The sequence below is a fragment of the Pseudomonas putida genome, from assembly GCF_028682395.1.
Classification (GTDB): domain Bacteria; phylum Pseudomonadota; class Gammaproteobacteria; order Pseudomonadales; family Pseudomonadaceae; genus Aquipseudomonas; species Aquipseudomonas putida_AB.
In genome coordinates this window covers 438679-451245 of the sequence record NZ_JANHLC010000003.1, presented here as the reverse complement: position 1 = coordinate 451245, position 12567 = coordinate 438679, and the positions used below count along the sequence as shown (strand labels likewise).

Here is a 12567-nt window from a genome sequence, read left to right as displayed (position 1 = left end):
CCCGTATGCCGGCCCTGCTTTTCAGGTCCGGGCTGCTGGTACTGAGCTTTTGCTGGGTATTTGAAGCCGGGGCCGAAGGGCAGGGCGTATTGCTCTACCGTTATATCGATAGCCGTGGTCAAACGGTTATCGACCGCCAGGGCGTTCCGCCCGACTACATCGGCAAGGGTTATGACGTGCTCAACGAACATGGGCGCGTTGTGCAGAGCGTTGGCCCGGCGCCTACGGCCGCAGAACTGCAGCGCAGGCAGGCTGAGCAGCAGCAGGCTAGCGAGAATGCTCAGTTGCTACGTCGTTATTCCAGCCTGGCAGACCTGGACCGTGCGAGTGCCCGCCGACAGGCCGAGTTTTCCAGCAGGATGAGCAGCTTGCAGAGCAGTTTGCAGGCGCTATTGGCGCGTCAGGCGGAGTTGCAGGGCAGGGCGGCGGCCCAGGAACGGGCAGGGCGCGAGGTGTCCGAGCCATTGCTCGACGAGCTGGCAGACGCCAGAGAGCAGCAGGCCCGAATGAGCGCCAGTATGGCGGCTTATCAGGCCGAGCAGGCCCAGGCGGAGCAAGCGTTCGCGGCAGACCGCGTGCGGTTGCAGCAACTGCTGCCAGCCCTTTAGGTTCACCGCAGGCGCAGCGAACCAGGGCTGGCGCAGACCTCAGGGGCGCTTGCGATTGCTGATCAGGGTGCCCACGCCGGTGTCCGTGAAGATCTCCAGCAAGACGGCATTGGGTACGCGGCCGTCGATGATCAACGAGCTGCCCACGCCACCCTGTACGGCTTCCAGTGCGCAGCGAATCTTCGGCAGCATGCCGCCATAGATGGTGCCGTCGGCGATCAGTTCATTGACTTGCTCGGTCGTCAGCCCGGTCAGGACCTTGCCTTGCTTGTCCATCAGGCCGGCGATATTGGTCAGCAGCATCAGCTTCTCGGCCTTGAGGGCCTCGGCCACCTTACCTGCTACCAGGTCGGCGTTGATGTTGTACGACTCACCATCGGCCCCCACGCCAATAGGCGCGATCACTGGGATGAAGTCGCTTTTGACCAGCAGGTTCAGCAGGTCGGTATTGATCCCGACGACTTCGCCGACATGGCCGATATCGATGATTTCCGGTGTGGTCATTTCCGGCGTCTGGCGCGTCACGGTGAGCTTTTTCGCGCGAATCAGCTCCGCGTCCTTGCCGGTCAGGCCGATGGCGCTGCCGCCATGACGGTTGATCAGGTTGACGATGTCCTTGTTGACCTGGCCGCCCAGTACCATCTCCACCACGTCCATGGTCTGGGCGTCGGTGACGCGCATGCCGTCGACAAAATGGCTTTCGATGGAGAGGCGCTTGAGTAGGTCGCCGATCTGCGGGCCGCCGCCGTGCACGACCACCGGGTTGATACCAACGGCCTTCATCAGCACGATGTCACGGGCGAAGCCGGTTTTCAGCTCTTCGCTTTCCATGGCATTGCCGCCGTATTTGATCACCAGCGTCTTGCCGACATAACGGCGGATATAGGGCAGCGCTTCGGACAAAACCTTGGCTACGTTGGTGGCGGCATCGCGATCGAGGGTCATTAAGGGCTCCGGTGGAACAAGGGGTCAGAACGGTAGTTGGAGATCGGGGGCAACACGTTTGAGCTGGGCGTGGAACACGTCCTTGATGCGCTGCAGCTCGGTTTCGGTTTCGGCTTCAAAGCGCAATACCAGCACCGGCGTGGTGTTGGAGGCGCGCACCAGGCCCCAGCCATCGGGGTAGTCGACCCGCACCCCATCGAGGGTGGTCAGGCTGGCGTCGCCCCACTGCGCGTCATGCAGGGCGTCAATGATGCTGAATTTATTCTCGTCGGTCACATTGATATTGATTTCCGGCGTGGAAATATCATTCGGGAAGCGCGAAAACAGCGTTTCGACGCTGGCCTGCTGCTGACTGACGATCTCCAGCAGCCGCGCGGCACTGTAAATACCGTCGTCGAAACCGAACCAGCGTTCCTTGAAGAAGATGTGCCCGCTCATCTCGCCGGCTAGCAGGGCGCCGGTCTGTTTCATTTTCTTTTTGATCAACGAGTGCCCGGTCTTCCACATGACTGGCCGACCACCGTATTCGCTGATCAACGGTGTCAGGCGACGGGTGCATTTGACGTCGAAGATGATGTCGGCGCCCGGGTTGCGTGCCAGCACGTCCTGGGTAAACAGCATCAGCAGGCGATCGGGGTAGACGACGTTGCCGGTGTTGGTCACCACGCCGACGCGGTCACCGTCGCCGTCGAAGGCCAGGCCCAGGTCGGCCTGTTCCGATTTGACCTTGGCGATCAGGTCGGCCAGGTTTTCCAGCTTGCCCGGATCCGGGTGGTGGTTGGGGAAGTTGCCGTCTACCTCGCAAAACAGCGGGATAACGCTGCAGCCAAGGGCTTCTATCAATTGCGGGGCGATCACGCCAGCCGCACCGTTGCCGCAATCGACCACGACCTTGAGCTTGCGCGCCAGGACGATGTCGTCGCGGATCTGCTGAAAGTAGCGGTCAAGAATGTCGACCTGTTCGATGCTGCCCTGGCCGCGACTCAGGTCATTGGTCTGCAGGCGGGTGTGCAGGGCCTGGATCTGCTCGTTGGCCAGGGTGTCGCCGGCAATGACGATCTTGAAGCCGTTATAGTCGCGCGGGTTGTGGCTGCCGGTGAGCATGACCCCGGACTTGCCCGCCAGGACGTTGGCCGCATAGTAGAGGGCGGGCGTGGGGACCAGGCCGACATCGCTGACATGGCAGCCGGCGTCGTACAGGCCCTGGATCAGCTGTTCCACCAGCACTGGGCCGGAGAGGCGACCGTCACGGCCGACCGCGACGTTCGGCTCGCCCTGGGCCAGGCTTTCGGCGCCGATGGCGCGACCGATCCAGTAAGCCGTTTCGGCGCTCAGAGTTTTGCCGTATACGCCGCGAATGTCGTAGGCGCGAAAGATACTGGCAGGGAAGGCTGGAGGTGTCTGGTTTATCACTGTGGGGTGCTCCGGTCCCAGGAAATCCTGGTCTTCGTCGAGAATGTCGATAGCGAGCGAGTCGGTATCCTGGCGTCGCGTGGTACCCCGGGTGATGCTTGCCCGGGGTAACGCTGGGGCGTTGCTGGCGGTAGGGCCTGGCGTCGCACCGGTGCTGGCACCTGGCTGTTGGTTGCGCAATGAAAAACGGGCCAGGCTCTGTGCCAGCCGATTCAGTGCAGGCAGGCGCAAACTGAAGGCTTTGACGGGTTTTCCGGCGCAGAGTTCGTCCAGCAGTTGCTCCAACTGTCGGGCGTCGCCTTCCAGTTGCCGTTCTACACGCCTGGCGCTCAGTCGCAGCGCGGCGAACGTGGCGCCCAGGGCGAGCAGCATGGCAAGGAGCGTCAGCGCGTGGGCATACCAGGGGTAACTCAGGTCATAGCGTTCGCCCGGGCTGAAGCTAAGTGTCCAGTTGGGGTTGGCGGTGCCGAAGGCGTATTGCCCCGCACTGCTGCCTTCGCCCTTTTCGTAGAGCGCTTGTGGGGGGCTGCCCAGGACGCTCTGCAGTAAGCGGAACTGGCCGATCTGAGGGGCTTGTTGCAGTGGCTGATCGAGTGCGCGGGTAATCCGTTGCAGCTCGTACACCAGCAGCAGGGTGCCCAGCACCGGCCCTTCGGGCGTTTCGCGCAGGGCTGCGGTGCTGTAGATCAGCTGTTGCGGCCCGACCTTATAGATCTCTGCCGCGGGGCTGGTGCCGCGCTCCGTGCGTCGAAGCATGTCCAGGGCGGAGTAGCTCAACGGTGCGGCGGAGTCGGTATCGGGCTGTGAGTAGCCGACGGGGAGTATGCGGGCGCTGACCAGTGAAGGAATAAAGGCCAGGCCAGCCTCGGCCTCTTCGATAGATTGTGGCGCATTGCTGTGCAGGGCCTGGAGCAGACGCGGGCTTCGAGCGGCGGCGACCGTTTGCGCCTGCAGGTCGTCGCTTGCCTGGCTCAAGGCGGCGGCCAGGGTTGCCCCGCCGGCTTGTTGCAGCGTTGGCAGGACGGCGCGGTTCCAGGGGGCGAGCACACCGAACCAGAACAGGCCGAGAGCGAGCAGGCAGCCGGTCAGGGCGAGGGCCATGGCCGGGCGGATATCCACCAGCCCGGTGGCGGGGATGGAAGGGCGAGTGTTCTGCGTGTCGCGCCTGGAACCGTTCAAATACCGTCTCCGCGAGATTCATCCTGAATTGCAACGCGATACGCGCAGGCCGAGCGTGGCGCCCGGCCTGGGTCAGCAACGGTCAGTGGCTGCCGGAGTGGCCGAAACCGCCTGCACCGCGCTGGCTTTCATCGAAGGTGTCGACGAGCTCGAAATGAGCCTGGACCACTGGCACCAGTACCAGTTGAGCAATGCGTTCGCCCACCACGATATTGAAGGCGCTCTGGCCGCGGTTCCAGCAGGACACCATCAGTTCGCCCTGGTAGTCGGAGTCGATCAGGCCAACCAGGTTGCCCAGCACGATGCCATGTTTATGCCCCAGGCCGGAGCGCGGCAGGATCAGTGCCGCCAGCCCCGGGTCGCCGATATACACCGACAGGCCGGTGGGGATCAGCAGGGTCTGGCCGGGCTCCAGGACGGTGTCCTGCTGGAGCATGGCGCGCAGGTCCAGGCCGGCGGAGCCGGGCGTGGCGTACTGCGGCAGAGGAAATTCCTGGCCGATGCGTGGGTCGAGGATCTTGGCTTGTAGAGCGTGCATGTGAGTTAAACCTGGTTCAGACGTTCGGCGATAAAAGTGATCAGCTGGCGGGCGATTTTGCCTTTGCTGGTCTGGGCGAAGAGTGTGGCGTGCAACTGGCGGTCGATCACGCTGCAGGCATTTTCCTCGCTGTTGAAGCCAATGCTGGGGTTGGCCACGTCATTGGCGACGATCAGGTCGAGGTTCTTGTCCTTGAGCTTGCGTGCCGCATAGTCGAGCAGGTGTTCGGTCTCGGCGGCAAAGCCGACACTGAACGGACGATCGGGGCGGGTCGCGATGGTGGCGAGAATGTCCGGGTTGCGGACCATCTGCAGCAGCAGGCCGTCACCGCTCGCAGGGTCTTTCTTGAGTTTTTGTGGGGCGATCACTTCCGGGCGGTAGTCAGCGACGGCCGCCGAAGCGATAAACAGGTCGCAGGGGATAGCCGCTTCGCACGCCGCGAGCATGTCGCGAGCGCTGACCACATCGATTCGCGTGACCCGGTCCGGGGTCGGCAGATGCACGGGGCCGGTGATCAGGGTCACGCGGGCACCGGCTTCGGCAGCCGCTTCGGCCAGAGCAAAGCCCATCTTGCCGGAGCTGTGGTTGGTGATGTAACGCACCGGGTCGATGTTTTCCTGGGTCGGTCCGGCGGTAATCAGCACGTGCTTGCCGGTCAGGGCTTCGCGCTGGAAACAGTCGGCGGCGCACTGGGCCAGATCATTGGCTTCGAGCATGCGGCCCAGGCCGACATCGCCGCAGGCCTGGCTGCCGGAGGCCGGGCCGAAGACTCGCAGGCCACGGCTTTGCAGAAGCTGGGTATTGGCCTGGGTCGCCGGGTCGCGCCACATCGCTTGGTTCATGGCGGGCGCAATGGCCACGGTGGCGTCGGTGGCCAGGACCAGGGTGGTTAGCAGGTCGTCGGCCATGCCCTGGGCCAGACGGGCGATCAAGTCGGCCGTGGCCGGGGCGATCAGGACCAGGTCGGCCCATTTCGCCAGCTCGATATGGCCCATCGCGGCTTCCGCGGCAGGGTCGAGCAGGTCCAGGTGAACCGGGTGCCCGGACAGGGCCTGGAGTGTCAGCGGGGTGATGAATTCGGCGCCGCCGCGGGTCATGACCACGCGCACTTCCGCGCCCTGGTCGAGAAGTCGGCGGACCAGTTCTGCGCTCTTGTAGGCAGCAATGCCACCGCCGACGCCGAGAACGATGCGTTTCCGATACAGCCGCTGCATAAGCCTGCCTTTAATCCGATGATTGCTACCCGGAACGACGCCTCCCCAGGCCGAATTCCGGGTAAAAAAGTTGGGCTAAGATAGCACAGCGACCGCTATGGAACAGCGGCGCCCACATACATGGAGGTGCTATGAGTATTCGCAACTGGCCTGCGGCGGAACGGCCGCGGGAGAAGCTTCTCAAGCTGGGCTCCGGGAGCCTTTCTGATGCCGAACTGCTGGCGATTTTCTTGCGTACCGGCGTCGCGGGGCTCAGCGCCGTCGACCTGGCGCGCCAGTTACTGTCGGAGTTTGGCAGTCTACGCGCACTCATGGAGGCGGGGGAGGAGGCGTTCAGTCGGCACCTGGGGCTGGGCCCGGCCAAGTTCGCCCAGTTGCAGGCGGTGCTGGAGATGGCTCGCCGCCATTTGGCCGAGCGGTTGCAGCGCGATTCGGTGCTGGAAAGCCCCAGAGCCGTGCGCGACTACCTCAAGGCCCTGCTGCGCCATGAGCCCCATGAGGTCTTCGGTTGTCTTTTCCTGGATTCAAAGCATCGCGTACTGGCGTTCGAGGCGCTGTTTCACGGCACCATTGATAATGCCAGTGTCTATCCCCGACAGGTGGTCAAGCGCGCCCTGGTGCATAACGCGGCAGCACTGATCCTGTGCCACAACCACCCTTCTGGTATCGCCGAGCCCAGCCAGGCGGACCGGGTCCTGACCCAGCGCCTCAAGGAGGCGCTGGAGCTGGTCGATGTGCGGGTGCTCGATCACTTTATCGTCGGTGAGGGCGACCCGCTGTCGATGGCCGAACACGGCTGGCTCTAGCGCAGGCCTCAGGGTTGGCGGCTGACCTTGGAGAAGTCCAGGCGGCCAAAGGGGCTGACCTGGTACCCCTGGACGTCCTTGCGGGTCAGGGTGAACGCTGTCGGGTGTGCCAGCGGCAGCCACAAGGCCTGCTGCTGGATCTGTGCCTGGGCCTGCTGGTACAGCTTGCTGCGTACACCCTGTTCGCTGGTGGTCCGGCCGGCGTTGATCAGTTTGTCCAGGCCCTGGTCGCAATAGCGCGCGAAGTTGGTGCCGGACTTGAGCGCCGCGCAGGAAAACTGCGGTGTCAGGAAGTTGTCCGGGTCGCCGTTGTCGCCTGCCCAGCCCATAAACAACAGGTCATGCTCGCCGGCCTTGGCGCGACGGATCAATTCCCCCCACTCGATCACGCGAATGTCTGCCTGAATGCCGATTTTTGCCAGGTCGGCCTGCAGCAACTGGGCGCCCAGACTCGGGTTGGGGTTGAGCAGGCTGCCCGAAGGACGGGTCCAAATGGTGGTCTTGAAACCTTCCTTGAGCCCAGCCTGGGCCAGCAGCTCGCGAGCTTTGGCCGGATCGTGGGCATAGCCCGGCAGCGCGCTGTCATAGCTCCAAGTGTTGGGCGGGTACGGGCCGTTGGCGGCCTGGGCAGTGCCTTCGAAGACGCTTTTCAGGTAGCTGTCCTTGTCGAAGGCAAGATTGATCGCCTGGCGCACCTGCGGCTTGTCCAGCGGCGGGTGCTGGGTGTTGATGGCGACGAAGGCGGTCATGAAGGCGGGCGTCTGCTCGACCTTGAGCTGTGCGTCCTGGCGCGCGGCGGCGACATCCAGCGGCTTGGGCGACAGCGCCACCTGGCACTCATTGCGTCGCAGCTTTTGCAGACGCACGTTGGCATCGGGGGTGATGGCGAAGATCAGGTTGTCCACCGCCGGCTTGCCGGCGAAATAGTCGCGGTTGGCCTTGTAGCGAATCACCGCGTCTTTCTGGAAACGGCCGAAGACAAACGGCCCAGTGCCGATGGGTTGGCTGTTGAGTTTTTCCGCGGTGCCGGCGTTGAGTAGCTGATCAGCGTACTCGGCCGAATAGATCGAGGCGAAGCCCATGCTCAGGGTGGCTAGGAACGTCGAATCAGCATGGTTCAGGGTGAAGCGCACGGTCAGTGGATCAAGGGCTTCGACCCGCTTGATCAGGGTCGGCAATTGCAGGGACTGGGCGTGAGGGAAGCCGCTCTGGCTGATTTGATGCCAGGCGTTGGCCGGATCGAGCATGCGCTCGAAGCTGAAGCGCACATCGGCGGCAGTCAGTTCGCGGCTAGGGGTGAAATAGTCGGTGCGGTGGAACTTGACCCCAGGGTGCAGCTTGAAGTCATAGACCAGGCCGTCCTCGGAGAGGGTCCAGCTGTCGGCCAAGCTGGGCACTACCTGGCCGCGCTGGGCATCGAACTCCACCAGGCGGTTCATCAGTACATCCGCCGAGGCATTGGTGGTGCTCAACGAGTTGTACTGCACGACATCAAAGCCTTCGGGGCTGGCTTCGGTGCAGACGCTCAGGGTCGTGGCGGCCTGGGCCGTGGTGGCCAGCAGTGGGGCGAGCAGTAGAGTCAGGGCAGCGAGACGCATACAATCAGATTCCTTCGCAGGTCGTTGTCCCATCTGCAAGCGCAGTCTGGAAAACCCTTACCCTAGTGGCCACGATGGCAAATGACCATCCTCTTTTGCGTCGATATTTTGGATTTTTTCCGATAGGGGCGCCGAGAGCGTGCTGAGCAGGGCTCGGGATTGTCCGGTGGCATGCGCCTGGTGCGACGAGTGGTTGAGTCGGGCGCCAGCCCTTGGCGCTGGCCTGTACAGGGCGTGTGGGCGGACAGGCGGCAGGCGATAAGTGCACGGAATGTTGTTGCGCCTTAGTCTTTCTGGTATAAAGCAGCGCTCTTTTCTAGGGGCCCGGTTCCTTCGTTTGTAGGTGTAGCCGGTAAGACCCTTAAAGAAACGCGGCGCCTAGCGCCAAATGACTGAGAGATTAAGCGGCCAACCCATGCCGGGTTGGGCATGTGGTTTTAGAGGGCTGAGGCATGTCGAGAGTCTGTCAAGTTACCGGTAAGGGTCCGGTGACTGGGAATAACATTTCCCACGCAAACAACAAAACCCGTCGTCGTTTCCTGCCGAACCTGCAGCATCATCGCTTCTGGGTTGAGTCTGAGAAGCGTTTTGTGCGTCTGCGCGTATCTGCCAAAGGCATGCGTATCATCGACAAGCGTGGCATTGATGTCGTGCTGGCCGAAATTCGCCAAAATGGCGCTAAGGTTTAAGGGAGAGAATCATGCGTGAATTGATCCGTTTGGTGTCGAGCGCTAACACTGGCCACTTCTACACCACCGATAAGAACAAGCGCACCACTCCGGACAAAATCGAAATCAAAAAATTCGATCCGGTTGTTCGCAAGCACGTGATCTACAAAGAAGCCAAAATCAAGTAATTGGTTTTGTTTCTTGAGAAAAAGGCCCGTATCGAGAGATACGGGCCTTTTTCGTTGGGCGAGGATAAAGCGCCAGTGCTCAGGGCTTGGCTTCGAAGATCACATAGACCTTGCGGCAGGGCTCCAGCACTTCCCAGGTGCCGCTAAAGCCGGCGGGGATCACGAAACGGTCGCCGGCGCGCAGGGTCTTGGCGTTGCCTTCATGGTCGCGCAGCACCGAAACACCCTGCTGGATCTCGCAGTATTCGTGCTCGCTGTAGTTGACCTGCCACTGCCCGACAGCCCCTTCCCAGACGCCTGCACTCATCTGTCCGCAGGGGCTGTCGTAGTGGTTGTAGAGGGTTTGCTCGGGGTCGCCCCCCAGGACTTTCTCAGGCGCTGGCCGGTAGCGTTCCGGTTCGGTTCCCGCCTGGCTGAAGTCGACGATGTTCTGGATATTCATGGCACTGTCCTCCTGAGTTGGCCCGCAATGCCGGGAGTCTATGTTTATTAAAATGAACATGGCAATGGCGTTTACCGGGGCTTTGTCAAATATATTGAAACTTCGGGTGCCGCTGGTTTAGGGTGGCGGCTGCCGTGGGCGAATCGCTGGCCCGCTGGGCAACTTTGCGGACGGTGACAGGGTAGAACGCCTGGCGCTGCCATTTAATAAGAGGAGGACACTCGTATGACCACCCTGACTCGTGCTGACTGGGAACAGCGTGCTCGTGAGCTGAAGATTGAAGGCCGCGCCTATATCAATGGCGAGTACACCGCCGCGGTCTCGGGGGCGACATTCGAATGCCTCAGCCCGGTTGATGGCCGTCTGCTGACCAGCGTTGCCAGTTGCGATGCCGCCGACGCCCAGCGCGCCGTGGAGAACGCCCGCGCGACCTTCAACTCCGGTGTTTGGTCGCGCTTGGCACCGACCAAGCGCAAGGCGGCAATGATTCGTTTCGCCGGCTTGCTCAAAGAGCACGCCGAAGAGCTGGCCCTGCTTGAAACCCTCGATATGGGCAAGCCGATCAGCGACTCCCTGAATATCGACATTCCCGGTGCGGCCCAGGCCCTGAGCTGGAACGGCGAAGCCATCGACAAGGTCTACGACGAAGTCGCCGCGACTCCCCACGATCAGCTGGGCCTGGTGACCCGCGAGCCGGTTGGCGTGGTCGGTGCCATCGTGCCGTGGAACTTCCCGCTGTTGATGGCTTGCTGGAAACTCGGCCCGGCGCTGGTGACCGGTAACTCGGTCATCCTCAAGCCTTCGGAAAAATCCCCACTGACGGCCATTCGCGTCGCCGCCCTGGCGGTCGAAGCCGGTATCCCGGCAGGGGTGCTCAACGTCCTGCCAGGCTACGGGCATACCGTCGGCAAGGCCCTGGCCCTGCATATGGACGTCGACACCCTGGTGTTCACCGGCTCCACCAAGATCGCCAAGCAATTGATGATCTACGCTGGCGAGTCGAACATGAAGCGCGTCTGGCTGGAAGCCGGCGGCAAGAGCCCGAACATCGTCTTCGCCGATGCGGCAAACCTACAAGCTGCGGCAGAATCCGCTGCCAGCGCCATTGCCTTCAACCAGGGCGAAGTGTGCACCGCCGGTTCGCGTCTGCTCGTCGAGCGTTCCATCAAGGACAAGTTCCTGCCGATGGTGATCGAGGCGCTCAAGGCCTGGAAGCCGGGCAATCCGCTGGATCCAGCCACGACCGTGGGCGCTTTGGTCGACGCCCAGCAGATGAACACCGTGCTGTCGTATATCGAGGCCGGTCATGCCGACGGCGCGAAGCTGGTGGCGGGCGGCAAGCGCATCCTGGAAGAAACCGGCGGTACTTATGTCGAGCCGACCATCTTCGATGGCGTCAGCAACGCGATGAAAATCGCCCAGGAAGAAATCTTTGGCCCAGTCCTGTCGGTGATCACGTTCGATACCGTCGAGCAAGCGATCGAGATTGCCAACGACACGCCTTACGGTTTGGCCGCTGCCATCTGGAGTGCGGACCTGTCCAAGGCTCACCTGACAGCCAAGGCGGTACGGGCTGGCAGCGTGTGGATCAACCAGTACGATGGCGGCGACATGACCGCGCCTTTTGGCGGTTTCAAGCAGTCGGGTAATGGCCGGGACAAATCCCTGCATGCGCTGGACAAATACACCGAGCTGAAGGCGACCTGGATCCAGCTGTAATCCTTTCGCGTCCCCTGTAGGAGCGAGCTTGCTCGCGATCAGTCCGCTGCCCAGTCAGCCCTGATCGCCAGCAGGCCGCTCCTGTTTTTTTGGCAAGTCCGGAGCGTGACCATGCGTTGGGCGACTTACTTCGCCGTACTGTCTTCCATTCTGACCATCGGCCTGGCGCTTGGCGTCAGCATGCCGCTGGTGTCCTTTCGCCTGGAAAGCTGGGGCTATGGGGCATTCGCCATTGGCGTAATGGCCGCTATGCCGGCGGTGGGCGTCTTGCTGGGGGCCAGTGTGGCGAGCCGTCTGGCGGCCTACTTTGGCACCCCGGCGGCCATGCGCCTGTGTCTGTGGGCCGGGGCCATTTCCATCGGGCTGCTGGCGATCCTGCCCAGTTACCCGGTATGGCTGGTGCTGCGCCTGTTGATCGGCGTGCTGCTGACCATCGTCTTTATCCTGGGTGAAAGCTGGATCAACCAGTTGGTGGTCGAGCAATGGCGCGGTCGGCTGGTGGCGTTGTATGGCAGCGCCTATGCCCTTAGCCAGCTGTCCGGGCCGTTGCTGCTGGGCGCGCTGGGTACCGAGGGCGACCTGGGGATCTGGATCGGCGTGGCGTTGCTGATGGTTTCGCCGTTGCTGTTGATGGGGCGCGACGGTGCGCCAACCACCGAGTCGTTCAGCGTGACGTTTGTCGATCTGCTGGGCTTTTGCCGCGACCTGCCGGCTATCGCCTGGGCTGTGGCGCTGTTCGCGGCCTTCGAGGCGATGATTCTGACCCTGTTGCCGGTGTATTGCCTGCGCCAGGGGTTTACCGCCGATATTGCCCTGGCCATGGTCAGCACCGTGGTGGTGGGCGATGCGCTGCTGCAATTGCCGATTGGTGCGCTGGCCGACCGGATGTCACGGCGCACGCTGTTTATCGGCTGTGCGGTGGTGCTGATGCTCTCCAGCCTGGCCATCCCGTTGTTGATCGATACGCTGCTGATCTGGCCACTGTGGGTGCTGTTTGGTGCGAGTGCCGGGGGCTTGTTCACCCTCTCGTTGATTCTGATTGGCGAGCGTTATCGCGATGACGCCCTGGTTCGCGCCAATGCCCATGTTGCGCAACTGTGGGGCATTGGCTGCCTGATCGGGCCTCTTGCGGCCGGGGCGGGCAGCCAGTGGATCAGTGGGCATGCCTTGCCCCTGCTGATGGCGGCGGGGGCCCTGGGGCTGGTGATCCTGGCAACGCGTCCGGGGGCGATGGGGCGCCCGGTCTAGG

Annotated in this window: 12 protein-coding genes; 6 read left to right on the top strand and 6 right to left on the bottom strand. The window is 62.6% G+C overall.

Features of this window, described 5'->3' with window-relative positions; translation table 11 throughout:
* The first annotated feature begins 5 nt into the window (after positions 1 to 5).
* Complete coding sequence (locus NPS46_RS10375) at positions 6 to 608, top strand: DUF4124 domain-containing protein (protein ID WP_274106802.1); 603 nt, start codon at positions 6 to 8, stop codon at positions 606 to 608.
* Between the two features lie 39 nt (positions 609 to 647).
* On the opposite strand, the gene argB is transcribed toward NPS46_RS10375, so the two are convergent.
* The 4 genes from argB to coaBC all read right to left on the bottom strand — a co-directional run bounded on the left by argB (position 648) and on the right by coaBC (position 5897).
* Entirely contained in the window at positions 648 to 1553 is a 906-nt protein-coding gene (argB, locus tag NPS46_RS10370; protein ID WP_274106801.1) for an acetylglutamate kinase, read from the bottom strand.
* 24 nt (positions 1554 to 1577) lie between these two features.
* On the bottom strand, positions 1578 to 2966 hold the full coding sequence (algC, locus tag NPS46_RS10365; RefSeq protein WP_274107120.1) for a phosphomannomutase/phosphoglucomutase: 1389 nt from the start codon (positions 2964 to 2966) through the stop codon (positions 1578 to 1580).
* A gap of 1261 nt (positions 2967 to 4227) precedes the next feature.
* On the bottom strand, positions 4228 to 4683 hold the full coding sequence (gene dut, locus NPS46_RS10360) for a dUTP diphosphatase (RefSeq protein ID WP_274106800.1): 456 nt from the start codon (positions 4681 to 4683) through the stop codon (positions 4228 to 4230).
* A gap of 5 nt (positions 4684 to 4688) precedes the next feature.
* Positions 4689 to 5897 carry a bifunctional phosphopantothenoylcysteine decarboxylase/phosphopantothenate--cysteine ligase CoaBC gene (gene coaBC, locus NPS46_RS10355; RefSeq protein WP_274106798.1) on the bottom strand — a complete coding sequence of 403 codons (1209 nt, stop codon included), beginning with the start codon at positions 5895 to 5897 and terminating at the stop codon, positions 4689 to 4691.
* Between the two features lie 131 nt (positions 5898 to 6028).
* Between coaBC and radC the strand changes: the two genes are divergently transcribed.
* Positions 6029 to 6703, top strand: a complete 675-nt coding sequence (radC, locus tag NPS46_RS10350; protein WP_274106796.1) for a RadC family protein — start codon at positions 6029 to 6031, stop codon at positions 6701 to 6703.
* A gap of 8 nt (positions 6704 to 6711) precedes the next feature.
* On the opposite strand, the gene NPS46_RS10345 is transcribed toward radC, so the two are convergent.
* Positions 6712 to 8301: an ABC transporter substrate-binding protein gene (locus tag NPS46_RS10345; RefSeq protein WP_274106794.1), complete on the bottom strand. Its 1590-nt coding sequence runs from the start codon at positions 8299 to 8301 to the stop codon at positions 6712 to 6714.
* Positions 8302 to 8753: 452 nt separating this feature from the next.
* On the opposite strand from NPS46_RS10345, the gene rpmB reads away from it, so the two are divergent.
* The gene (rpmB, locus tag NPS46_RS10340; protein WP_166367116.1) at positions 8754 to 8990 is read left to right on the top strand and encodes a 50S ribosomal protein L28; all 237 of its coding nucleotides are present in this window, start codon (positions 8754 to 8756) and stop codon (positions 8988 to 8990) included.
* A gap of 11 nt (positions 8991 to 9001) precedes the next feature.
* The gene (rpmG, locus tag NPS46_RS10335) at positions 9002 to 9157 is read left to right on the top strand and encodes a 50S ribosomal protein L33 (RefSeq protein ID WP_274106790.1); all 156 of its coding nucleotides are present in this window, start codon (positions 9002 to 9004) and stop codon (positions 9155 to 9157) included.
* Positions 9158 to 9236: 79 nt separating this feature from the next.
* Here the strand turns inward: rpmG and NPS46_RS10330 are convergent, their stop codons facing one another.
* Positions 9237 to 9599, bottom strand: a complete 363-nt coding sequence (locus tag NPS46_RS10330) for a cupin domain-containing protein (protein WP_274106788.1) — start codon at positions 9597 to 9599, stop codon at positions 9237 to 9239.
* A gap of 225 nt (positions 9600 to 9824) precedes the next feature.
* Here NPS46_RS10330 and NPS46_RS10325 point away from each other — a divergent pair, with 225 nt between their 5' ends.
* Together NPS46_RS10325 and NPS46_RS10320 are read left to right on the top strand one after the other, a co-directional pair.
* Complete coding sequence (locus tag NPS46_RS10325; protein WP_274106786.1) at positions 9825 to 11318, top strand: aldehyde dehydrogenase; 1494 nt, start codon at positions 9825 to 9827, stop codon at positions 11316 to 11318.
* A 111-nt stretch (positions 11319 to 11429) separates the two neighbouring features.
* Positions 11430 to 12566 (top strand): MFS transporter, encoded by a 1137-nt coding sequence (locus NPS46_RS10320; RefSeq protein WP_274106784.1) that lies wholly within the window; start codon positions 11430 to 11432, stop codon positions 12564 to 12566.
* The last annotated feature ends 1 nt before the right edge of the window (position 12567 follow it).

What these genes read in the sequence shown, in the direction of transcription:
- NPS46_RS10345 (WP_274106794.1), bottom strand. Translation starts at nt 8,301, where the DNA reads ATGCGTCTCGCTGCCCTGACTCTACTGCTCGCCCCACTGCTGGCCACC.
- NPS46_RS10320 (WP_274106784.1), top strand. Translation starts at nt 11,430, where the DNA reads ATGCGTTGGGCGACTTACTTCGCCGTACTGTCTTCCATTCTGACCATC.
- NPS46_RS10325 (WP_274106786.1), top strand. Translation starts at nt 9,825, where the DNA reads ATGACCACCCTGACTCGTGCTGACTGGGAACAGCGTGCTCGTGAGCTG.
- rpmB (WP_166367116.1), top strand. Translation starts at nt 8,754, where the DNA reads ATGTCGAGAGTCTGTCAAGTTACCGGTAAGGGTCCGGTGACTGGGAAT.
- dut (WP_274106800.1), bottom strand. Translation starts at nt 4,683, where the DNA reads ATGCACGCTCTACAAGCCAAGATCCTCGACCCACGCATCGGCCAGGAA.
- argB (WP_274106801.1), bottom strand. Translation starts at nt 1,553, where the DNA reads ATGACCCTCGATCGCGATGCCGCCACCAACGTAGCCAAGGTTTTGTCC.
- NPS46_RS10330 (WP_274106788.1), bottom strand. Translation starts at nt 9,599, where the DNA reads ATGAATATCCAGAACATCGTCGACTTCAGCCAGGCGGGAACCGAACCG.
- NPS46_RS10375 (WP_274106802.1), top strand. Translation starts at nt 6, where the DNA reads ATGCCGGCCCTGCTTTTCAGGTCCGGGCTGCTGGTACTGAGCTTTTGC.
- coaBC (WP_274106798.1), bottom strand. Translation starts at nt 5,897, where the DNA reads ATGCAGCGGCTGTATCGGAAACGCATCGTTCTCGGCGTCGGCGGTGGC.
- rpmG (WP_274106790.1), top strand. Translation starts at nt 9,002, where the DNA reads ATGCGTGAATTGATCCGTTTGGTGTCGAGCGCTAACACTGGCCACTTC.
- radC (WP_274106796.1), top strand. Translation starts at nt 6,029, where the DNA reads ATGAGTATTCGCAACTGGCCTGCGGCGGAACGGCCGCGGGAGAAGCTT.